General features: G+C 60.8%; 24 protein-coding genes. 9 read left to right on the forward strand and 15 right to left on the reverse strand.

Annotation, left to right across the window (positions count from 1 at the left end; genetic code table 11):
• The first annotated feature begins 59 nt into the window (after positions 1–59).
• The 7 genes from ACHMW6_RS34355 (at position 60) to ACHMW6_RS34385 (ending at position 5,255) form a co-directional block, all read left to right on the forward strand.
• On the forward strand, positions 60–446 hold the full coding sequence (locus ACHMW6_RS34355; protein WP_395403968.1) for a DUF350 domain-containing protein: 387 nt from the start codon (positions 60–62) through the stop codon (positions 444–446).
• A gap of 19 nt (positions 447–465) precedes the next feature.
• Complete coding sequence (locus ACHMW6_RS34360; RefSeq protein ID WP_395403970.1) at positions 466–1,533, forward strand: SPFH domain-containing protein; 1,068 nt, start codon at positions 466–468, stop codon at positions 1,531–1,533.
• Positions 1,534–1,542: 9 nt separating this feature from the next.
• Positions 1,543–3,027 carry a DUF4178 domain-containing protein gene (locus ACHMW6_RS34365; RefSeq protein ID WP_395403972.1) on the forward strand — a complete coding sequence of 495 codons (1,485 nt, stop codon included), beginning with the start codon at positions 1,543–1,545 and terminating at the stop codon, positions 3,025–3,027.
• Positions 3,024–3,203 carry a hypothetical protein gene (locus tag ACHMW6_RS34370; protein WP_395403974.1) on the forward strand — a complete coding sequence of 60 codons (180 nt, stop codon included), beginning with the start codon at positions 3,024–3,026 and terminating at the stop codon, positions 3,201–3,203. The genes ACHMW6_RS34365 and ACHMW6_RS34370 overlap by 4 nt, the downstream gene beginning before the upstream one ends.
• A complete protein-coding gene (gene speD / locus ACHMW6_RS34375; RefSeq protein ID WP_395403976.1) occupies positions 3,200–3,574 on the forward strand; it encodes an adenosylmethionine decarboxylase in 375 nt (124 codons plus the stop codon). Before ACHMW6_RS34370 ends, speD begins: the two co-directional genes overlap by 4 nt.
• A gap of 269 nt (positions 3,575–3,843) precedes the next feature.
• The gene (gene rsgA / locus ACHMW6_RS34380; RefSeq protein WP_395403978.1) at positions 3,844–4,866 is read left to right on the forward strand and encodes a ribosome small subunit-dependent GTPase A; all 1,023 of its coding nucleotides are present in this window, start codon (positions 3,844–3,846) and stop codon (positions 4,864–4,866) included.
• Positions 4,867–4,886: 20 nt separating this feature from the next.
• Entirely contained in the window at positions 4,887–5,255 is a 369-nt protein-coding gene (locus ACHMW6_RS34385; protein ID WP_395403980.1) for a VOC family protein, read from the forward strand.
• On the opposite strand, the gene ACHMW6_RS34390 is transcribed toward ACHMW6_RS34385, so the two are convergent.
• Entirely contained in the window at positions 5,252–5,641 is a 390-nt protein-coding gene (locus tag ACHMW6_RS34390; RefSeq protein ID WP_395403982.1) for a VOC family protein, read from the reverse strand. The two genes, ACHMW6_RS34385 and ACHMW6_RS34390, sit on opposite strands and share 4 nt — an antisense overlap.
• Before the next feature lie 74 nt (positions 5,642–5,715).
• On the opposite strand from ACHMW6_RS34390, the gene ACHMW6_RS34395 reads away from it, so the two are divergent.
• The gene (locus ACHMW6_RS34395) at positions 5,716–6,018 is read left to right on the forward strand and encodes a hypothetical protein (protein ID WP_395403984.1); all 303 of its coding nucleotides are present in this window, start codon (positions 5,716–5,718) and stop codon (positions 6,016–6,018) included.
• A 195-nt stretch (positions 6,019–6,213) separates the two neighbouring features.
• A complete protein-coding gene (locus ACHMW6_RS34400; RefSeq protein WP_395403986.1) occupies positions 6,214–6,765 on the forward strand; it encodes a hypothetical protein in 552 nt (183 codons plus the stop codon).
• A 75-nt stretch (positions 6,766–6,840) separates the two neighbouring features.
• Here the strand turns inward: ACHMW6_RS34400 and ACHMW6_RS34405 are convergent, their stop codons facing one another.
• The 14 genes from ACHMW6_RS34405 to mnmG all read right to left on the reverse strand — a co-directional run bounded on the left by ACHMW6_RS34405 (position 6,841) and on the right by mnmG (position 19,226).
• Entirely contained in the window at positions 6,841–7,521 is a 681-nt protein-coding gene (locus ACHMW6_RS34405; protein WP_395403988.1) for an SDR family NAD(P)-dependent oxidoreductase, read from the reverse strand.
• 66 nt (positions 7,522–7,587) lie between these two features.
• Entirely contained in the window at positions 7,588–8,013 is a 426-nt protein-coding gene (locus ACHMW6_RS34410) for a F0F1 ATP synthase subunit epsilon (RefSeq protein WP_395403990.1), read from the reverse strand.
• A 54-nt stretch (positions 8,014–8,067) separates the two neighbouring features.
• Positions 8,068–9,468 carry a F0F1 ATP synthase subunit beta gene (gene atpD / locus ACHMW6_RS34415; protein WP_395403992.1) on the reverse strand — a complete coding sequence of 467 codons (1,401 nt, stop codon included), beginning with the start codon at positions 9,466–9,468 and terminating at the stop codon, positions 8,068–8,070.
• Between the two features lie 30 nt (positions 9,469–9,498).
• Positions 9,499–10,371 (reverse strand): F0F1 ATP synthase subunit gamma, encoded by an 873-nt coding sequence (gene atpG / locus ACHMW6_RS34420; RefSeq protein WP_395403994.1) that lies wholly within the window; start codon positions 10,369–10,371, stop codon positions 9,499–9,501.
• Between the two features lie 53 nt (positions 10,372–10,424).
• Positions 10,425–11,966, reverse strand: coding sequence for a F0F1 ATP synthase subunit alpha (gene atpA / locus ACHMW6_RS34425; RefSeq protein ID WP_395403996.1), 1,542 nt, complete (start codon positions 11,964–11,966; stop codon positions 10,425–10,427).
• A 65-nt stretch (positions 11,967–12,031) separates the two neighbouring features.
• Entirely contained in the window at positions 12,032–12,565 is a 534-nt protein-coding gene (locus ACHMW6_RS34430; RefSeq protein ID WP_395403998.1) for a F0F1 ATP synthase subunit delta, read from the reverse strand.
• Positions 12,566–12,567: 2 nt separating this feature from the next.
• Positions 12,568–13,038 (reverse strand): F0F1 ATP synthase subunit B, encoded by a 471-nt coding sequence (locus ACHMW6_RS34435; RefSeq protein ID WP_395404000.1) that lies wholly within the window; start codon positions 13,036–13,038, stop codon positions 12,568–12,570.
• A gap of 38 nt (positions 13,039–13,076) precedes the next feature.
• Positions 13,077–13,358 (reverse strand): F0F1 ATP synthase subunit C, encoded by a 282-nt coding sequence (gene atpE / locus ACHMW6_RS34440; protein ID WP_395404002.1) that lies wholly within the window; start codon positions 13,356–13,358, stop codon positions 13,077–13,079.
• Between the two features lie 65 nt (positions 13,359–13,423).
• Entirely contained in the window at positions 13,424–14,242 is an 819-nt protein-coding gene (gene atpB / locus ACHMW6_RS34445) for a F0F1 ATP synthase subunit A (protein ID WP_395404004.1), read from the reverse strand.
• 18 nt (positions 14,243–14,260) lie between these two features.
• Entirely contained in the window at positions 14,261–14,629 is a 369-nt protein-coding gene (locus tag ACHMW6_RS34450; protein WP_395404006.1) for an ATP synthase subunit I, read from the reverse strand.
• 274 nt (positions 14,630–14,903) lie between these two features.
• Entirely contained in the window at positions 14,904–15,776 is an 873-nt protein-coding gene (locus tag ACHMW6_RS34455; protein WP_395404008.1) for a ParB/RepB/Spo0J family partition protein, read from the reverse strand.
• An 18-nt stretch (positions 15,777–15,794) separates the two neighbouring features.
• Positions 15,795–16,565 (reverse strand): ParA family protein, encoded by a 771-nt coding sequence (locus ACHMW6_RS34460; RefSeq protein WP_395404010.1) that lies wholly within the window; start codon positions 16,563–16,565, stop codon positions 15,795–15,797.
• A 79-nt stretch (positions 16,566–16,644) separates the two neighbouring features.
• Entirely contained in the window at positions 16,645–17,298 is a 654-nt protein-coding gene (gene rsmG, locus ACHMW6_RS34465; protein ID WP_395404012.1) for a 16S rRNA (guanine(527)-N(7))-methyltransferase RsmG, read from the reverse strand.
• Positions 17,298–19,226, reverse strand: coding sequence for a tRNA uridine-5-carboxymethylaminomethyl(34) synthesis enzyme MnmG (mnmG, locus tag ACHMW6_RS34470; protein ID WP_395404014.1), 1,929 nt, complete (start codon positions 19,224–19,226; stop codon positions 17,298–17,300). Before mnmG ends, rsmG begins: the two co-directional genes overlap by 1 nt.
• Positions 19,227–20,075 lie beyond the last annotated feature (849 nt).

Below are 20,075 nucleotides of genomic sequence, written 5' to 3' on the forward strand. Positions count from 1 at the left end.
CGCTTTTGCTCTAATATGTTTCTATGTTAACAAGCTTGTTACTTTAATCGGGGATCGACGTGTACGCCATCGCAAATTATCTGATCCATTTGTTTCTGGCCGCCGTTTTGCTCGTTGTGTTCTTCAAAGCCTACACCTGGCTGACCCCCTACGATGAAGTGACCCTGATCCGGCAAGGCAACCATGCGGCGGCCCTGTCGCTGGGCGGCGCGATGCTGGGCTTTTCGCTGACCATCGCTTCCAGCCTGCTGCACACCAGTAACTACCAGGAATTCTTCGCCTGGGCCGCCGGCGCCATGGTGGTACAGGCGCTGGGCTATGCCGCAACGACGCGCTGCCTGAAAATGGCGCAGGACCAGATCGAAGCCGACAACAGCGCCTTCGGTGGCCTGCTCGGCACCATCTCGCTTTCCATCGGCGGTATCAACGCCGCCTGCATTTCCTGATTTCCGAACGAGGCCCATCATGAGTATCGGCAGCTTTATCAAGAAGCAGTTTATCGACGTACTGCAGTGGAATGAAGAGACGGAAGGCGTACTGTCCTGGCGCTACCCGATGCAGGACTTCGAAATCCAGAACGGCGCCGTGCTGATCGTGCGCGAGTCGCAGGTGGCCGTGTTCGTAAACGAAGGCCAGATCGCCGACGTGTTCGGCCCCGGCACCCACAAGCTCACTACGCAGACCCTGCCCGTGCTGACCAACCTGAAGAACTGGGACAAGCTGTTCGCCTCGCCCTTCAAGTCCGACGTCTACTTCTTCAGCACCCGCGTGCAGACCGGCCGCAAGTGGGGCACGCAGCAGCCGATCACGATCCGCGACAAGGATTTCGACATGATCCGCGTGCGCGCCTTCGGCATGTATTCCTATCGCGTATCCGATGCGCGCAAGTTCTTCACCGAATTGAGCGGCACGCGCGAAGCCTATACCCGCGAGCAGGTGGAAGACCAGCTGCGCGGCCTGCTGATGGCGACCATGGCCAGTGCGCTGGGCGCGTCCCAGATCGCCTTCCTGGACATGGCGGCCAACCAGGCCCTGATGGCGCAGGAGGTCAAGGGTGCACTGGCGGACGCCTTCTCGCGCTACGGCATCGGCCTGGATGAATTCAACGTGGCCAGCGTGAGCCTGCCGGAAGAACTGCAGGCGGCGCTGGACCAGCGCATCTCCGCCGGCATGAAGGGCGGCCTGGGCGCCGACAAGCTGGCCGGCTATACCAAGTTCCAGACAGCGGAGGCGATCCCACTGGCTGCGCAAAACGAAGGCGGACTGGCAGGACTGGGCGCAGGACTGGGCGCCGGCGTGACCGTCGGCCAGGCCATGGGCGCCGCGATGGGACAGGCGATGGGCACCGCACCGGGCGCAACGTCCGGCGCAGCGGCGCCTGCACCAGCGGCGGCATCGACGCCGGCCGCACCGGCGGCCGAGTCCATCGAAGACCGCCTGGCCAAGCTGAAAGGCTTGCTCGACAAAGGCCTGATCTCCGCTGCCGACTACGACAGCACCAAGGCGGAGCTGCTGAAAAAGCTGGTCGGATAAGCCGCCTGCATGCAGACAGTTTCCTGCCCCAGCTGCGGCGCGGAGGTCAAGTTCCGCTCGCACGCATCGGTCATGGCCGTGTGCGAGTACTGCAATACGCGCGTGCTGAAGGAAGCAGGCGCGGTGCGGGACCTGGGCAAGATCTCGTCCGTACTGGAAGACTATTCGCCGATCCAGATCGGCAGCAGCGGCTCGCTGGCCGGACGCGCGTTCACCGTAGTCGGCCGCATCCAGCTGCGCTACAGCGCGGGCATGTGGAACGAGTGGTACCTGCAGTTCGATGACGCGAGCACTGGCTGGCTGGGCGATGCCTCCGGCCAGTACACGGCCACCTCGCTGCGTCCCCCCTCGCCCAATCCGCCCGCCTTCGAGGAGTTGCAGCCGGGGCGCCAGTACAACATCGATGGCGATCGCTTCACAGCCGCCGACATCCGCACGGCCGAATGCATCGGCGGCCAGGGCGAACTGCCATTCAAGGTGGGCGACGGCTGGCAAGCAAAAGTGGCAGACTTCCGCCGTGGCGCCGCCTTCGTCACGCTCGATTATTCGGACGAAGGCCCGCCTCTGGTCTATTCCGGCGTGCCCGTCACGCTGGAACAGATGCAAATGCAGTTGCTGCGCGACGAGGACCAGATCAGGCAGAGCGCGGGCCGTTATCGCGGCAAGCTCGATAAGCTGGATTGCCCTTCCTGCGGCAGCGCGATCCAGTACTTGCCGGGCATGACGGCCAACCTGGTCTGCCAGTCCTGCCACGCGCAGCTGGATGCCTCCAGTCCCAAGATCGAAGTGCTCGCGGCCGGCGAAAGCGTGGAAGCGCAGCGCTTCACGCTGGAACCCGGCGCCACGGGCAAGCTCGGGAGCCAGGAGTTCACCGTGCTGGGCGCCATGCGCCGCGCGGACGATGAAGGCACGGTGTGGACCGAATACCTGCTGTACGGCCCGCGCGCCGGCTTCACCTGGCTGGTCGAAACGGATGAAGGCTGGTCGCGCGCCAATGTAGTGGACGAGTGGCCGGAATGGTCCGGCGGCCCGGCCACCCTGAACAAGATCGAATTCGAAAAGCTCTACGAGTACGAATCCACGGTGCGCTATGCAGCGGGCGCCTTCAACTGGCGCGTGAGCGTGGGCGACCGCACGCGCGTGGCCGAATTCCGCCGCCAGCAGATCAGCCTTGCCGCCGAAATGACGGACGAGGAAATGACCTGGTCGCGTTCCACGCCGGTGGCCTTCGACCAGCTGAAATCCTGGTTCGGCAATTCGGTGCGCGGCTCGGCCCCGCCGCGCACGGCGCAAGGCGACACGATGGCCGCACGAGCCGGCCGCTACAAGCGGACGGCCAAGGGTTTCGTCACCGCCATGCTGATGCTGAACGCGGTGCCGCTGCTCGCCACGCTGGGCGAATCCGGCTTCGGCTCGCAGTTCGCCTATAGCGCGCTGGGCGCCATCGCCATCTATCTGCCCGCGATCTTCCTCGATTCGGTCGACAAATCATGAACAAGTTCTTCGCCTACGCCCTGTTCGTCACCATCTTCAGCGCCGGTACCAGCTGGGTGCGCCTGTTCAGTAATCCCGCACCTACGGGCGGCGGCAGCAGCTGGTCGCACAGCTCCGGCAGCTGGGGCGGTGGTGGCGGTTGGAGCGGCGGTGGCGGCGGCGGAGGGCATAAGTGAGCGCTCACGTTTTGCCTCTGCATCAGCCGGCTGGCGTGCATCTGCTGGCCGATATGTCCGGCATCGCGGCCGACCTGCTGACCAGTTGCACAAAAATCGAGCAATTGCTGCGCGATGCGGCCGACGTGGCGGGAGCCCACGTGCTGCACAGCCATTTCCACGGCTTCGGCGAAGGCCAGGGCGTGACCGGCGTGGTACTGCTGGCCGAGTCCCATATTTCGATCCATACCTGGCCGGAGGACGGCTTCGCGGCTGCCGATATCTTCATGTGCGGCGCGTCCAACCCACAGAGCGCGCTGACCCTGCTGCGCCTGGCGTTGCAGCCGGCAGGCTGCGCCGTCACCACCATCCGCCGCCAGCCGCCGCGTTGACAGTCGGCGTGGCCGGTGCCACACTTGGCCCACTTTCAACTAAACAGGAGACCAAAAAATGCATACGCCGGATATTGCCCTCCTGTCGGCCGCCTGATCGCCGCGCCTCAAGCCTTCCTTACTCCGAGCCTTACCTGAGCTGGTGTTGAGCCGCGCCTGACCGCGCGCCGACCTTCCCTATGCCGCCATCGCATGCGGAGCGTTGCCTTGCGTCCCGACGCAGGCCGCCCGCGCGCGCCGTGAACACTTTTTGGGAACACCAACTCATCATGATCGACTTCGATTTCGAAGCACTGCGCCATCTCGGCCTGAACAACCTCATCGTTTCGCGCCTGGCCGGCATGTCCGCGCCGCCGGGCGCTCGCCTCGTCCGCCTGACTGAAATCCAGCGCGCCGGGCTGACCGTCCACGACGGCGCCGCAGAGCACACGGCGCGCGCCCATCCTTCGCTGAACGCCGAACTGGCTGTCGGCGATTGGCTGCTCGCCGCGCGCAACTCGCTGGATGAGCTGTGGATAATCGAGCAGATATCCCCAGCCACTCAAATCGCCCGCCGCACCGGTGAAGGCCGCCGCCAGCTCTTGGCCAGCAATATCGATACCGCGCTGCTGGTCATGGGCTTGGACCAGGATTTCAACCTGCGCCGCCTGGAACGCTATATCGCTATCGTGACGGCGGCCGATATCGCACCTGTGGTGGTTTTCACGAAATCCGACCTCGCCGAGCGCGATACCGGCCACCGCCTGCCCGCCCAAATTCCGGTCCTACAGATAAACGGCCTGGATGCCTCTTCCGCTGCCCAACTGGATCCCTGGCTGGGCGAAGGTCAGACGGTGTGCCTCCTGGGCGCATCCGGGGCGGGCAAATCGACCCTGACCAACACCCTTACTGGCGCGCATCAGCCCACTGGTGGGGTCCGCAAGGGCGACAACCGTGGCCGCCACACGACAACAGCCCGCTCCCTGCATTTCTGCCAGACCGGCGCCTGTATCATCGATACGCCGGGATTACGCAGCTGGAGTCCGGATGCCGACGAATCGTCCATTGCAGCCGCATTTGACGATATCGAAGCGCTGGCCGCCGGTTGCCAGTTCCGCGATTGCCGGCACGAATCGGAGCCCGGCTGCGCCGTGCGTGGCGCAGTCGATGCCGACCGGCTGCAGAACTACCACAAGCTGCTGCGCGAAGTGCGCCGCAGCCGGGCCACGCCGCTCGACCGCATCGCCGAGCGGAACAGGTGGAAAGTCCTCGGCAAGGCGGCGGTAGCGCGCAGCAGGGAAAAACGCAGTTAACCAAAAAAACAGGAGATTCAATGAGCCTTTCCCGCATCGGCCAGATCGCCCTCCCCGTTTCGGACGCCAACCGCGCCGAAGCGTTCTACGGCGATACGCTCGGCCTGAAAAAGTTGTTTCGTTTCGGCGAACTGGTATTTTTCGATTGCGCCGGCGTGCGGCTGATGCTGGAAGGGACGCCCAAAACGGTCACGCCCGGCGCGGGCGTGTGCCATTACTTCGCGGTCGAGAATATCGAAGCCGTTGCGGCCGGCCTGAAATCGAAAGGCGTACCTTTCGAAGACGAGCCGCACCTCATCGCCAAAATGCCCGACCACGATTTATGGATGACCTTCTTCCGCGATCCGGACGGGCATTTGCTCGCCCTGATGGAGGAAAAGCGGCATTAAGGTTCGCGTATCGTCGCTTCGATATTGTTGCCGTCGAGGTCGAGGATATAGGCTGAGTAGAAATTGGCCCAGCTGACGCGCGGACCTGGTGAGCCGTTATCTTCGGCGCCATGGGTCAATGCAGCCACATAAAACGCATCGACTGCGGCACGGTCGGGAGCATTGAAGGCGATATGCAATGGCGTGCGTCCCGCTTCGTGGTGCGGCTCCCAGTAACTGGGTATTTCGGAACCTATCCACAGGAATGGTTCGCCTGACGCAGGCGCGTAAATTGCCCAGTCCAGGTCCGTTTCCAGCCGATGGAAACCCAGCGGCGCGAGGCACGCGTCATAGAGCGTCGTGCTACGTATGAAATCAGACACGACCAAGCCAAGATGGTTGATCATAGGGACCTCCGCAAAAGGGAACCACTGGTATCCCAGCGTATCATTCCGCGAAAGTGAATGGCGCACTGATAGTGATGACCAGACTGTACTTGCTTCTGTTCACTGCCCTGCTCGGCGCTGCGCCCGCTGCTGCTGCGCCACTGCTCATCCCCGGCCTCAACCATATCCCGCTGGCCGTGCACGACCTCGATCAGGCTGGCGGCGAGTATGTTCGCCACTTGCGCGCCGGCGACGGTCTGGCATCGCCCACGGACAGCGCCGGCCTACTTCACTCGTTGCTCCCGGCCGCCCGGTGCACCTCCCCGGCGCCACGATCGCCCTGGTCGCGCAACTGGCCGAAGGCGAAGTCATCTTCCTGCCCGCCCAGCGCCAGTTGATGCCCGGCCGTCGCATCATCGGCGCAGTGCTGAGGACGCGCAATCTGGCGAATCCGCCCCGGACTCTGGCTGGAATTTCGCGAGCAGCCGCACTCAGAAGCGAAAGGTACTGGCGAGCGCAATTGCGTTGAGGCCCCACCTCCGGGTGCGATTACTTGGTAAACTGGCAGGTAGTAAGAACAACAACGCTCACATATGCGCCGCTACGCGCCACTCTCCCTGCTCCTGATTCTCGCCGCCTGCGGCGAAGCCTACGACCCGCCGCCGCTGTACCAGGCAACGTCCGCCGACTGCGGAACGCTGCTGGATGCCGATACTTTCCCGCTGCCGCGCGGGATCACGGTGTCGGCGACCAATCCGATTCCTACGCCGGATGGGGGGATCGATATCGGCGTGAACTACCTGCTGCCGCGCACGACTCAGTTGCAGTTTGCTACGGATGGGTTCCCGCTAACGCTTCCAAAAGGGGCGGTGGTCGAGAAGGCCGAGGTGGTCAGTGTTTATCAGCGGCCGACCAATCAGCGGGCGGAGATTGTGGAGATCGTTAATGGGGTGCCGCTGGCGCTGATGTCGGTCGGCACGGCGGACCATACGCAGTTCCGTTACCGCCTGCATTTCAAGGGCAAGCTGCCGCCGCGGTTTGATCTGGTCACGCCGGATGTGAAGATTGGGCAGAAGCGGTATGAGTCGCGGGTGTTTACTTATCGCTGGGTGGAGCAGACGAAGTCTTATTCGATGTGCCGCTGACTGAGCTGGCACGGCGAATCAATGATCCGCACTACAGCCCCTGCGGGGCCACGGCGCGCCTCGGCGTGCGGTCGGTCATGTGCATGGAATCGCCGCGCCATGCACGGCGCGGGCGGCGTCGCTGCATAGGAACATGATCACGTCTGCCAGCGCCTCGGGACTGACCCACTTGCTGCGGTCGGCCTTCGGCATAGCGGCGCGGTTCTGCGGTGTATCGATCGTCCCCGGCAGCACGCAATTCACATTGATCCCCTTGCCGCGCAACTCGGCCGACATCGCCTCCGTCAGCCGGATCACAGCATCCTTGCTCACGCAATATGCGCCCATATTCGCCAGCCCCTGCCGCGCCGAGGCCGACGCCACGCTGACAATCTTGCCGCCGGCCGCGTCAAGCATGAAGGGCACCACCGCGCGCACCGCGTTCAGCATGCTGCGGAAGTTCACGTCCAGCATCTGCTCCCAATCCTCATCCGGCGTCGCATGCACGGGCGTGCCCATATGGAAGCCGCCGGCGCAATTGACCAGCGCATCGATGCGCCCGAAGCACTGCACGCCCGCCGCCGCTGCGGATGCTACGGTCGCCGCGTCGCGCAGGTCGGCTGCCACGTACAGCATGCCCGCGGCCTGCGGCCCGAAAGCCTGCTCCAGCTGCTCCCCGCTGCGTCCCAGCGCAACGACATTGGCGCCAGCGGCGCGAAATGCCGCCACGACTGCGTGGCCCAGGACGCCCGCGGCGCCGGTGATGAGTACGTTCATGAAACGCTCCGGAAAATAAAAAAGGCAGCCGAAGCTGCCTTTCCATTATGCCTGCGATGCGACCGATCAGTGCTTGGTCTGGCGCAGTTTGGCGATGGCTGCCAGCTGGCCGATAGCCGCTGCCAGTTCCGCCTGTGCTTTCGCGTAGTCGATGCCAGTCTTGTTGTTGGCCAGGTTTTCTTCCGCCAGTTTCTTGGCAGCGGTAGCCTTGGCTTCGTCCAGGTCGTGGCCGCGGATTGCGGTGTCGGCCAGGACCGTCACGGCGTTCGGCTGCACTTCCAGCAGGCCGCCGGCGACGAAGACGAACTCTTCTTCAGCCTGGCCTGGAACCTGGATGCGCACCGCGCCCGGACGGATACGGGTGATCAGCGGGGTGTGCTTCGGGTAGATACCCAGCTCGCCCTGCTCGCCCGGCAACGCCACGAAAGTCGCTTCGCCCGAGAAGATCTGCTCTTCGGCCGAAACCACATCAACGTGAATAGTGTTTGCCATGTTTATCCTCTATGACTATAGCTGCCCCGCAAGCGAGGCAGCTAAGACAATCGATCAGCCCAGCTTCTTGGCTTTTTCGATGGCTTCTTCGATGGTACCGACCATGTAGAAGGCCTGCTCTGGCAGGTGGTCCAGTTCGCCGGAAGCGATCATCTTGAAGCCCTTGATCGTGTCTTTCAGCGAAACGTACTTGCCTGGGGAGCCGGTGAACACTTCAGCAACGTGGAACGGCTGGGACAGGAAACGCTGCATCTTACGAGCACGCGCCACCAGCAGCTTGTCTTCCGGAGCCAGTTCGTCCATGCCCAGAATTGCGATGATGTCACGCAGTTCCTTGTAGCGCTGCAGGGTACCCTGCACGGCACGGGCGGTGTCGTAGTGTTCCTGACCAACGACCAGCGGGTCCAGCTGGCGGGAGGTCGAATCCAGTGGGTCCACTGCAGGGTAGATACCCAGAGCGGCGATGTCACGGGACAGAACGACGGTCGAATCCAGGTGACCGAAGGTGGTCGCTGGCGACGGGTCGGTCAAGTCATCCGCTGGAACGTACACGGCCTGGATCGAGGTGATCGAACCGGTCTTGGTGGAGGTAATACGCTCCTGCAGACGGCCCATCTCTTCAGCCAGGGTCGGCTGGTAGCCCACTGCGGAAGGCATACGGCCCAGCAGTGCGGAAACTTCGGTACCGGCCAGGGTGAAGCGGTAGATGTTGTCAACGAAGAACAGAACGTCACGGCCTTCGTCACGGAAGGATTCGGCGATGGTCAGACCGGTCAGCGCCACGCGCAGACGGTTGCCAGGCGGTTCGTTCATCTGACCGTAAACCATGGCCACTTTGGAGTTGGCCGGGTTTTCCAGGTCAACCACTTTGGCGTCGGCCATTTCGTGGTAGAAGTCGTTACCTTCACGGGTACGCTCACCAACACCGGCGAACACGGACAGACCCGAGTGCGCTTTAGCGATGTTGTTGATCAGTTCCATCATGTTCACGGTCTTGCCCACACCTGCACCGCCGAACAGACCGACCTTACCGCCTTTGGCGAACGGGCACACCAGGTCAATAACCTTGATGCCGGTTTCCAGCAGGTCTTGCGAAGGGGACAGTTCGTCGTAAGCCGGAGCCACGCGGTGGATCGAAGCCACCTGGTCGTGAGCAACAGGACCGCACTCGTCGATCGGGTTGCCCAGCACGTCCATAATACGGCCCAGGGTAGCTTTACCTACCGGAACCATGATTGGTTTGCCGGTGTTCTGGATGGTCATGCCGCGACGCAGACCGTCGGAGGAGCCCAGAGCAATGGTACGGACCACGCCGTCACCCAACTGCTGTTGCACTTCCAGGGTCAGCTCGGAGCCTTCCATTTTCAGCGCGTCAAAAACCTTAGGCATCGCGTTGCGTGGGAACTCAACGTCCACCACTGCGCCGATACACTGAACGATTTTGCCATCAGCCATGTTCGTTCCTTCAAATATAGTTAAATTCGTTTAAACCGCTGCCGCACCGGCGACGATTTCAGACAGTTCTTTGGTAATTGCAGCCTGGCGGGTCTTGTTGTAGACCAGCTTCAGTTCACCGATCACGTTACCGGCGTTGTCGCTTGCGGCCTTCATGGCCACCATGCGCGCCGACTGTTCGGATGCCAGGTTTTCCGCTACCGACTGGTACACCAGCGCTTCGATGAAACGCTCCAGCAGTTCGTCAATCACGGTTGCCGCATCTGGTTCGTAAATGTAGTCCCAGTTGTGGTTGTTCGTGTCGGCCTTCATCTTGTCTGCCGTCAGCGGCAGCAATTGTTCGACCATTGGCTCCTGCTTCATCGTGTTGATGAACTTGGTGTAGCACAGGTAAACGGCGTCCAGTTTGCCTTCCTGGAATTTCTCCAGCATCACTTGTACCGGGCCGATCAGCTTTTCCAGGTGCGGCGTATCGCCGATCTGGGTAGCCTGGGCGACGATGGGTACGCCGACGCGGTTCAGGAAGCCCAAACCTTTATTACCGATTGCAACTGCTTCAATCTTGTTACCAGCAGCTTCCAGCTCGCGGGCCTTATTGGTCACCATACGCAGAACGTTGGTGTTCAGGCCGCCGCACAGACCCTTGTCGGTCGTGACGACGATAAAACCTACGGCTTTGGCTTCCGTCTTGGCATCAGCCAGGAACGGGTGCGTGTACTCGGGGTTGGCATTTGCCAGGTTCGCAGCGATATTACGAATCTTGTCACTGTAGGGACGGGCGGCACGCATGCGGTCCTGCGCCTTGCGCATTTTCGATGCGGCGACCATTTCCATCGCCTTGGTGATCTTCTTCGTATTCTCTACGCTCTTGATCTTGCCACGTATCTCTTTGCCTACTGCCATGAGTCCTTACTCCTTTGCGCTTGTAGGCGGCCTCTTGCGAGGCCGCCGAGCACTTAGAATGCGCCGGATTTCTTGAAATCAGCAATGGCGGCGGCCAGAGCAGCTTCGCCGTCCTTGTCCAGTTGCTTGCTTTCTTCGATCTTGGCCAGCAGGGCAGCTTGCTTGGTCTTCAGGTAGCCGTGCAGGCCAGCTTCGAAGGCCAGAACTTTCTTCACAGGCACGTCGTCCAGGTAACCCTTGTTCACTGCGAACAGCGAGGCAGCCATCAGGGAAATCGACAGCGGGGAGTACTGAGCCTGCTTCAGCAGTTCGGTCACGCGGGCGCCACGGTCCAGCTGCTTACGGGTCGATTCGTCCAGGTCGGAAGCGAACTGCGCGAACGCAGCCAGTTCACGGTACTGCGCCAGGTCGGTACGGATACCGCCGGACAGGCCCTTGATGACCTTGGTCTGCGCAGCACCACCCACGCGCGACACCGAGATACCGGCGTTAATCGCAGGACGGATACCGGCGTTGAACAGCGAGGTTTCCAGGAAGATCTGGCCGTCGGTAATCGAGATCACGTTGGTCGGAACGAAGGCGGAAACGTCACCAGCCTGGGTTTCGATGATCGGCAGTGCGGTCAGGGAACCGGTCTTGCCTTTCACGGCGCCGTTGGTGAACTTCTCGACGTAGTCGGCGTTCACGCGGGCTGCGCGTTCCAGCAGACGGCTGTGCAGGTAGAACACGTCGCCTGGGTATGCTTCGCGGCCAGGTGGGCGGCGCAGCAGCAGGGAAATCTGACGGTAGGCCACAGCTTGCTTGGACAGGTCATCGTACACGATCAGCGCGTCTTCGCCGCGGTCGCGGAAGTACTCGCCCATGGCGCAACCGGAGTAAGCCGAGATGTACTGCATTGCGGCCGATTCCGAAGCGGAAGCGGCAACAACGATGGTGTACTCCATCGCGCCGTGCTGTTCCAGGGAACGCACGATGTTTTTGATGGTCGATGCTTTCTGGCCGATTGCAACGTAGATGCAGGTCATGCCCTGGCCTTTTTGGTTGATGATCGCATCAACCGCTACGGCGGACTTACCAGTTTGACGGTCGCCAATGATCAGCTCACGCTGGCCACGGCCGATCGGCACCATTGCATCGATCGATTTCAGGCCGGTCTGCATAGGCTGGCCGACGGACTCACGGGCGATAACGCCTGGAGCGATCTTTTCGATCGGGGAGGTCAGGGAGGTGGTGATTGGACCTTTGCCGTCGATCGGCTGGCCCAGTGCGTTGACCACGCGGCCTTTCAGTTCCGGACCAACCGGCACTTCCAGGATGCGGCCCGTGGTTTTCACGGTGTCGCCTTCGGAAATGTGCTCGTAGGAACCCAGGATAACGGAACCGACGGAGTCGCGTTCCAGGTTCATTGCCAGGCCAAAGGTGTTGCCAGGGAATTCCAGCATCTCGCCCTGCATCACATCGGACAGACCGTGGATGCGGCAGATACCGTCGGCAACGGAAATAACCGTGCCTTGATTGCGCACTTCAGCGCCGCCTTCAATGCCTTGGATCCGGCTCTTGATCAGCTCGCTGATTTCAGATGGGTTGAGTTGCATACTAACTCCTAAATGTTTTCTCTCTCAGCTTGCGCGAGGGTAAAAGGGTCTGCCGAAGCGGGGGCTCAAGCTACCAGCGCGTTGCGCAGGTCTTGCAGCTTGGCGCGCACCGAAGTGTCGAGCACTTCGTCGCCTACCACTACGCGGACGCCGCCAATCAGGCTTGGATCCACGGTAACGGCCGGCTTGAGCTTGCGGCTGAATTTCTTTTCCAGCGTCGTGACGAGCGTTGCCACCTGGGCGTCGCTCATGTCGAATGCGCTCGTGATTTCGGCGTCTGCCGCGCCTTCCGCGCTGTTTTTCAGCGCTTGGAATTGGGCGCCGATTTCCGGCAGCAGTTCGATGCGGCCGTTTTCGATCAGCATCGAGAGGAAGTTGTTCGCTTCCGCGTTGAGCGGCGATTTCAGCAGTGACTGGATGGTGGCGATGACGTCTTTATCCGAAACTTTCGGATTGCGGGCGTATGCCAGCACCTCGGAATGCGAACCGATCTGGGCCAGTTCGGACACCAGATCGGACCACTGCGCGAGGTTACCAGCCTTGGCTACGCGGAAGAGGGCTTCCGCGTAAGGACGGGCGACGGTTGCGAGTTCTGCCATGATCAGAGCTCGGTTGCCAGGCGAGACAGCAGGTCGGCGTGGGCCGACGCGTTGACTTCGCGCTTCAGGATTTGTTCGGCGCCCTTCACTGCCAGATCGGCTACCTGGCCACGCAGTGCTTCGCGGGCCTGGGTTGCTTGCTGTTCAGCTTCTGCTTTAGCTTGTGCAATGATGCGTGCAGCTTCGGCTTGTGCGTTGGCCTTGATTTCTTCTGCAACCAGCTGAGCGCGCTTTTCGGCGTCCGCGACGCGCTGTGCAGCTTCGTCGCGGGCAGCTGCCAGGGCGGTGGTAGCACGCTCTTCAGCTTGCTTCACCAGCACCTGGCCCTGGTCGGCCGCAGCCAGACCGTCTGCAATACGCTTGGCACGCTCATCCAGCGCATTGTTCAGCGCCGGGAATACGAACTTCATCGAGAACCAGACGAGCACCGCGAAGGTGATCATCTGACCGATGAGAGACATATTGATGTTCATACCTTGCTCCTAAAAGTTTTCTCCGGGAGGGAGAACGATTACTGAGCAGCAGCGGTAGCCAGGGCGGTCAGGAACGGGTTGTTGAAGGTGAACAGCAGAGCAACACCAACGCCGATCATGGAGATCGCGTCCAGCAGACCAGCGATAACGAACAGTTTGGTTTGCAGCTGAGGCATCAGTTCAGGCTGACGTGCGGAAGCTTCCAGGAATTTACCGCCCAGGATTGCGAAGCCGAGTGCGGTGCCGATGGCGCCCAGGCCAACGATGATGGCAACTGCCAGAACGGTCATGCTTTGTACTTGTGCGATCAGAGCTTGCATTAGATTTCTCCTAATTTAAAAAAACGAAAATACCAAAAAACTAAAACCAAAAAATAAGTTGCTGATTAGTGCTTCTCAACCGCAAGGGCCAGGTACACAACCGTCAACGCCATAAACACAAACGCTTGCAGAGTCACAATCAGAATGTGGAAGATTGCCCATGGACCGCCCAGCAGCCACTGTGCCCACCATGGCAGCAGCGCGATCAGGATGAAGATCAGTTCGCCGGCGTACATATTGCCGAACAGTCGCAGCGACAGCGAAATAGGCTTGGCCAGCAATTCCAGCATCTGGAAGATGAAGTTCACGGGTGCCAGCAGGATGCTGGCGAAGGTACCGTGAGCGTGGAACGGAGCGGTGAACAGTTCCTTGGTCCAGCCGCCGGCGCCTTTGGCCTTGATCGAGAAGCCGATAATGCAGAGCAGGACGCCGATCGACATGCCGAAAGTGTGGTTCACGTCAGCGGTCGGCACCACGCGCAGTTTGTAGACGCCGAAGAATTCCAGCACTTTCGGCAGCAGGTCCACCGGCAGGAAGTCCATTGCGTTCATCAGCCAGACCCAGACGAAGATGGTGATGGCCAGCGGGGCGATCACGTTGGATTTCGCGTGGAAAGCGGAGTTAACGGTGTCGTTGACGAGTTCCATGACCCATTCAACGAAGTTTTGCAGCTTGCCCGGCACGCCGGCAGTGGCGCGCTTGGAAGCCATGTAGAACAGACCCAGGAAAACCACACCCAGGATCGCGGAGATCCAGAAGGTATCCAGGTTGAAAGTGCCAGCGGCGACGTCGGATGGCGTCAGGCTGTTGTGGGAAAGGTGGTGCTGAATATACTCTGTGGCGTTTGCCGGAGCCGCATGGCCCCCGTGATGTTCAGTGGTCATAGTTAAGTTGATTGATTTTTAAACCGTGAGCAGCGCCAACCAATACGAAAAGGTTGCCACCACGAATCCTAATATCAGCCACAACCATGCAGCTGATTGAAACAGCACCAGTGCGACAATAAACAGCACTGCTGTTACAAATACTTTTGCCATCTCGGCGCGGAAGTGCGTCCGGAATGCTTTTTTAGCATCCTCGCTACCGCGCGCCACCATGATCGCGTAGATCAGGCTACCTAAGACTGCAATAACGCCGCCCATGGCAGCGGACCAGCCTTTCCCCACCCCGGCGAAAAGCGCGACGAGGGCTGAAAAAAGGACGGCGATTGTTAACTGCAGGGCAACTACTCGGAAAACTGGCTTGGCAATACTTTGCTTCAAATCTGTCACTTGCCGAGTTCCCGAAGATAGTCATTAGACCCAAAGACACGGGATTATAGTTTGTTTACGCCAGCAAGGTCAAACATGCTGCGCTGCAGCAAGACAAATCTCGCAACGTTGGGTTGCGGGTTGCTCAATTCAAGAGCAAGTTCGTAACGTATTGTTTTTCTTCAAAACCCACGGCAAGTTCCAGTGTCTGCCACGATGTGGCAGACACTTTGGCCGGCGCCGCATGACAGGTGTCAGCCACATCGTGGCTGACACCAGCATCTGCTTTGGGTTCTCAGCCGCGCAGCCGCGCAATCACGCCATCCAGGATATCCAGGTCAGCGAAATCGATAATCATCTGCCCCTTGCCCTTCGCGCCCATCTTGAACACCACCGAGGTCGCGAGTGTATCCGACAACTCCTCCTCGAGGCGCTTGATATCGCCCGACTTCTCGCGCACGCGGGGCGCCGGCTTGGCCGCCGCCTCTTCCTGATGCTTCTGCACCAGCTTCTCCGTCTCGCGCACAGACAGACGTTTCGCAATAACAACATTCGCCAGCTGGATCTGCGATGCTGCATCCACTGCCAGCAGCGCACGCGCATGGCCCATGTCGATGTCGCCCGCCATCAACATGGTCTGCACCGGCTCCGCCAGGTTCATCAGGCGCAGCAGGTTCGACACAGCCGAACGCGAGCGCCCCACCGCATGCGCAGCTTGCTCATGGGTAAAACTGAAGTCGGTGATCAGGCGATGGATACCCTGCGCCTCTTCCAGCGGATTCAGGTCCTCGCGCTGGATGTTCTCGATCAGGGCCATCGCGGCCGCCGTCGTGTCGTCCACATCCTTCACCAGCACCGGCACGCTTTCCAGGCCGGCCAGTTGCGCGGCGCGGAAACGGCGTTCGCCGGCGATGATTTCGTAGCGCACGTGACCATTCGACTTATCCACACCCACCGGGCGCACCAGCAGCGGCTGGATGATGCCCTGGGTCTTGATCGAGGCCGCCAGCTCGGACAGGCTGCCCTCGTCCATCTGGGGTACGCGGCTGGTATTTGCCGCCTGCAGATAAGCGATTTGCATCTCGTGCGGGTTCGGATGGGAACTCGGGTCTGCCGGATCCTGGTCTCCGCCCAGCAGAGCGTCGAGGCCTCGTCCCAGGCCTTTCATTTTCTTTACCATGAGTGATTACATTTTCTTGATGCGTTTAACCATTTCGGCGCCGAAGGCAATGTAAGCCTGCGCCCCTTTGGAAGTCGGATCGAATGTCACGCCCGGCATGCCGTAGGACGGCGCTTCTGCCAGGCGCACATTGCGCGGGATGATGGTCTTGAAGACCTTGTCGCCGAAGTGCTGCTCCAGCTGCTGCGACACCTGCTGCGACAGCGTCATGCGCGGGTCGAACATCACGCGCAGCAGGCCAATGATCTTCAGGTCCGGATTCAGGTTGGCGTGCACCTTCTTGATGGTGTTCACCAGGTCGGACAAGCCTTCGAGCGCGTAGTACTCGCACTGCATCGGGATGATCACGCCATGCGCGCCTACCAGGCCGTTCAGTGTGAGCATGGACAGCGCGGGCGGGCAGTCGATCAGGACGAAGTCGTAGTCCTTGTCCACGAGGGCCAGCGCTTCGCGCAGGCGGCGCTCGCGGTTATCCAGTTGCACCATCTCCACTTCGGCGCCGGCCAGTTCGCGGTTGGCCGGCAGCACATCGAAGCCTCCGGACTCGGAGCGCTGGCGCGCAGACGCGATGTCGGACGTGCCGAGCATGACTTCATAAGTGGAAGCCTTGAGGCCTGCCTTGTTGATGCCTGCGCCCATGGTGGCATTGCCTTGGGGGTCCAGATCTACCAGCAATACGCGCTGGTTGAGTTTGGCCAATCCGGCGGAGAGGTTGACCGTGGTGGTGGTCTTGCCCACGCCGCCCTTTTGATTTGCTACACAGAAAATTTTGGCCATGTATTCTTCGTTTGATATAAATCGTTTATACGGTATAAATTGTTTATACTATTTATTCAGTTTATACGGTATAAATCGTTTATACCGTTGTTGTTTTATTTATAAAAACCAGGTGGCGCTCTGCGTCCAGCCCCGGTACCTGTAGCGCTCTTAATTCGCTCACTTTCCAGGGCTCTGGCAGCCGCTCCCGTTCGTCTGCCGGCGCCGTGCCTTTGAGGGCTATGAATCGGCCGCCCTCCGCCAGCAGGTGCCCGGACCAGTTGACGAAGTCCGAGAGGTCTGCGAAGGCCCGCGAAGTAATGACATCGAAAAGCGTCTTCACCTGCAGGTCCTGCACCTTTTTCGTGTAGACCGTCACGTTGCCCAGTCCCAGCTCCGCCTTCACCTGCGTGAGGAAGGCCGTTTTCTTGTGCACCGTGTCGATCATGGACACTTTCATGTCCGGCCGGGAGATCGCCAGCACCATGCCCGGCAACCCGCCCCCTGCCCCAACGTCCAGCACATTCTGCACACCCTCGAAGGCCGGCACTGCGGCCAGCGAATCCAGCAAGTGCAGCGTCATCATTTCCATCGGGTCGCGCACCGCCGTCAGGTTGTACACGTTGTTCCACTTATGCAGCAGGGCCAGGTAATCCAGCAGCTTGCCCTGCTGCGCTTCCGTCAATTCCAGCTTCAGGTCGGTGACACCGTTCGCCAATACCTGCGCCAAGCGCGCACGATCGAACAGCGCCATCAAGCCGCCTCGTCTTTCAGCGTGACGAAGCCGCCGTAGCCGGCCTTCTTCAGGTGCACCAGCAGCAGCGAAATCGCAGCCGGCGTCACGCCCGAAATACGCGACGCCTGGCCCAGGGTTTCCGGCTTGTGCTTCTGCAGTTTCTGGCGCACTTCCATCGACAGCGCCGTAATCTCCGCATAGTTGAAGCCGTCCGGCAGCTTCAGGTTTTCGTAGTGTTCGTGGCGCTCCACTTCGCGCAGCTGGCGGTCGATATAGCCCGAATACTTCAGGGTGATCTCCACCTGCTCCTTCACGGACTCGTCCGCCACGCCCGGACCGGCCAGCGCCTGGCCTTCGTTGCCGGTCATGGTCATCAGCTTGTCGTACTCGACACCCGGACGGCGCAGCAAATCGGCCAGCGAATACTCGCGCTCGATAGCCTGGCCAACCACGCGCTCGGATTCGGCAGCTGCCAGGATACGCGGGTTGACCCAGGTCGATTTCAGGCGTTCCAGTTCCAGGGCCACGGCTTCGCGCTTGTGCTCGAAGGCTTCCCACTGCGCATCGCCAACCACGCCCAGCTTACGCCCGATTTCTGTCAGGCGCATGTCAGCGTTGTCTTCACGCAGGCTCAGGCGGTACTCGGCGCGGCTGGTGAACATGCGGTACGGTTCCTGCACACCTTGCGTGACGAGGTCGTCCACGAGCACGCCGAGGTAGGCTTCGGAGCGGCCTGGCGTCCAGGATTCCTTGCCCTGGGTTTGCAGCGCGGCGTTGATACCGGCCAGCATGCCCTGTGCCGCCGCCTCTTCATAGCCGGTCGTGCCATTGATCTGGCCGGCAAAGAACAGGCCATTGATCGCCTTGGTTTCCAGCGACGCCTTCAGGCCGCGCGGATCGAAATAGTCGTACTCGATGGCGTAGCCGGGACGCAGGATGTGCGCGTTTTCCAGGCCCTTCATCGAGCGCACTAGTTCGATCTGCACGTCGAACGGCAGGCTGGTCGAGATACCGTTCGGGTAGAACTCGTGGGTGGTCAGGCCTTCCGGTTCCAGGAAAATCTGGTGCGATTCCTTGGACGAGAAGCGGTGGATCTTGTCTTCGATCGACGGGCAGTAGCGCGGGCCCACGCCCTCGATCACGCCGGTAAACATCGGGCTGCGGTCGAGGCCGTTGCGGATGATGTCGTGCGTTTTCGTGTTGGTGTGGGTCACCCAGCATGGCAGCTGCTGCGGGTGCATGGACGTATTGCCCATCACGGAGAACACCGGCACCGGGTCGAGGTCGCCCGGCTGTTCAGTCATCTGCGAGAAGTCAATGCTGCGGCCGTCGATGCGCGGCGGCGTGCCGGTCTTCAGGCGACCTTGCGGCAGCTTCAGTTCTTTCAGGCGCGCGCCCAGCGAAATGGCGGGCGGATCGCCGGCACGGCCGGCCGAGTAGTTCTCGAGGCCGACGTGGATTTTGCCGTTCAGGAAGGTGCCGGCCGTCAGCACAACAGCGCGGCCCAGGAACTTCAGGCCGATCTGGGTGATGGCGCCGACCACGCGGTCGCCCTCCACCATCAGGTCGTCCACCGCCTGCTGGAACAGCCACAGGTTGGGCTGGTTTTCCAGGCGCGAACGGATCGCGGCCTTGTACAGGATACGGTCGGCCTGGGCGCGCGTGGCGCGGACTGCCGGGCCTTTGGACGAGTTCAGGATACGGAACTGGATGCCCGACTCATCGGTCGCGATGGCCATGGCGCCGCCCATCGCGTCAACCTCTTTGACGAGGTGGCCCTTGCCGATGCCGCCAATGGACGGGTTGCACGACATCTGGCCCAGCGTCTCGATGTTGTGCGTCAACAAAAGCGTCTTCTGGCCCATACGGGCCGAAGCGAGCGCAGCCTCGGTACCGGCGTGACCACCGCCGACAACGATAACGTCGAATTCAGTAGGAAATAGCATGGTGAAAAATGGGGAAATTCTGGAGATCGAACAGAATTATAAAGTTTTTTACCCCCTGCGACTTTTTTGGGCAGAAATTTTTCCCCACCAATGTTTCACGTGAAACAAAAAGTGGCCATTTAAACCGGCTTCGCGCGCGCTCCGGGGAGCACCTTACCGCCCCGCCCTGGCCAGCCTCTCCCGCTCCCCGCTCGCCCGTACCCCTTACCCAACCCTTCGCCTGGCGATCCAACCACTAAGCAGCCCACAAAATGTCAGCCGCCAGGACGCGCTCATCAGCCCACGGCCAACACACTAAGCCGGCCGAAATGCTACTCCAAACAGACCGTCTTAATTCGCATTCCCCAATGCACACTCGGCACCGAGTGACGCTTCGTCGTGCACAATCGCTGCCAGCCAAGTCGCCAGTAAATTTGCGCAAACCGCACCAGCTCCGCGCCATCGTACATTACGCCGAATTCCCCCCGGCCCCGCCACGCAAGCCGGAAACTCCAGATTCGAGTCGTACCGAATAACTCATCGCCCTCAGTAAATCACGACCACAGAAAGTGCCCAAGCCGAGCGCCAACGAGGGCAACCGGCAGTAGCACTGGAACACGAGCAAGGAATCGCAGTGCAGACCAGACTATCGGTTCCGGAACCGGACCTACCCTCGTTTCAGCCACTGCAACGCACCAAGCGGCGCTGCGTCGACCTTCGTGCCCAGGAAGTCCCGGCCAACAGTCTGGCCGGACAGCCGGAGTGCGCCGCCTCTCTGCGAATCTGTGCAACCAAAACAGCACCTGCGACACAGCCCAAATCTGCCCGATACACTTAGCGTCCGATGCTCGAGTATTTCAAGGCGCTATC

The organism is Pseudoduganella sp. UC29_106, from assembly GCF_044055365.1.
In the GTDB taxonomy this organism is placed as follows: domain Bacteria; phylum Pseudomonadota; class Gammaproteobacteria; order Burkholderiales; family Burkholderiaceae_D; genus Rugamonas.

Bases quoted from the DNA above. Each gene is read 5' to 3' on its own strand.
- ACHMW6_RS34360 (WP_395403970.1), top strand. From the start codon at position 466: ATGAGTATCGGCAGCTTTATCAAGAAGCAGTTTATCGACGTACTGCAG.
- ACHMW6_RS34365 (WP_395403972.1), top strand. From the start codon at position 1,543: ATGCAGACAGTTTCCTGCCCCAGCTGCGGCGCGGAGGTCAAGTTCCGC.
- ACHMW6_RS34370 (WP_395403974.1), top strand. From the start codon at position 3,024: ATGAACAAGTTCTTCGCCTACGCCCTGTTCGTCACCATCTTCAGCGCC.
- rsgA (WP_395403978.1), top strand. From the start codon at position 3,844: ATGATCGACTTCGATTTCGAAGCACTGCGCCATCTCGGCCTGAACAAC.
- ACHMW6_RS34385 (WP_395403980.1), top strand. From the start codon at position 4,887: ATGAGCCTTTCCCGCATCGGCCAGATCGCCCTCCCCGTTTCGGACGCC.
- ACHMW6_RS34390 (WP_395403982.1), bottom strand. From the start codon at position 5,641: ATGATCAACCATCTTGGCTTGGTCGTGTCTGATTTCATACGTAGCACG.
- ACHMW6_RS34395 (WP_395403984.1), top strand. From the start codon at position 5,716: ATGACCAGACTGTACTTGCTTCTGTTCACTGCCCTGCTCGGCGCTGCG.
- ACHMW6_RS34400 (WP_395403986.1), top strand. From the start codon at position 6,214: ATGCGCCGCTACGCGCCACTCTCCCTGCTCCTGATTCTCGCCGCCTGC.
- ACHMW6_RS34405 (WP_395403988.1), bottom strand. From the start codon at position 7,521: ATGAACGTACTCATCACCGGCGCCGCGGGCGTCCTGGGCCACGCAGTC.
- ACHMW6_RS34410 (WP_395403990.1), bottom strand. From the start codon at position 8,013: ATGGCAAACACTATTCACGTTGATGTGGTTTCGGCCGAAGAGCAGATC.
- atpD (WP_395403992.1), bottom strand. From the start codon at position 9,468: ATGGCTGATGGCAAAATCGTTCAGTGTATCGGCGCAGTGGTGGACGTT.
- atpG (WP_395403994.1), bottom strand. From the start codon at position 10,371: ATGGCAGTAGGCAAAGAGATACGTGGCAAGATCAAGAGCGTAGAGAAT.
- atpA (WP_395403996.1), bottom strand. From the start codon at position 11,966: ATGCAACTCAACCCATCTGAAATCAGCGAGCTGATCAAGAGCCGGATC.
- ACHMW6_RS34430 (WP_395403998.1), bottom strand. From the start codon at position 12,565: ATGGCAGAACTCGCAACCGTCGCCCGTCCTTACGCGGAAGCCCTCTTC.
- ACHMW6_RS34435 (WP_395404000.1), bottom strand. From the start codon at position 13,038: ATGAACATCAATATGTCTCTCATCGGTCAGATGATCACCTTCGCGGTG.
- atpE (WP_395404002.1), bottom strand. From the start codon at position 13,358: ATGCAAGCTCTGATCGCACAAGTACAAAGCATGACCGTTCTGGCAGTT.
- atpB (WP_395404004.1), bottom strand. From the start codon at position 14,242: ATGACCACTGAACATCACGGGGGCCATGCGGCTCCGGCAAACGCCACA.
- ACHMW6_RS34455 (WP_395404008.1), bottom strand. From the start codon at position 15,776: ATGAAAGGCCTGGGACGAGGCCTCGACGCTCTGCTGGGCGGAGACCAG.
- ACHMW6_RS34460 (WP_395404010.1), bottom strand. From the start codon at position 16,565: ATGGCCAAAATTTTCTGTGTAGCAAATCAAAAGGGCGGCGTGGGCAAG.
- rsmG (WP_395404012.1), bottom strand. From the start codon at position 17,298: ATGGCGCTGTTCGATCGTGCGCGCTTGGCGCAGGTATTGGCGAACGGT.
- mnmG (WP_395404014.1), bottom strand. From the start codon at position 19,226: ATGCTATTTCCTACTGAATTCGACGTTATCGTTGTCGGCGGTGGTCAC.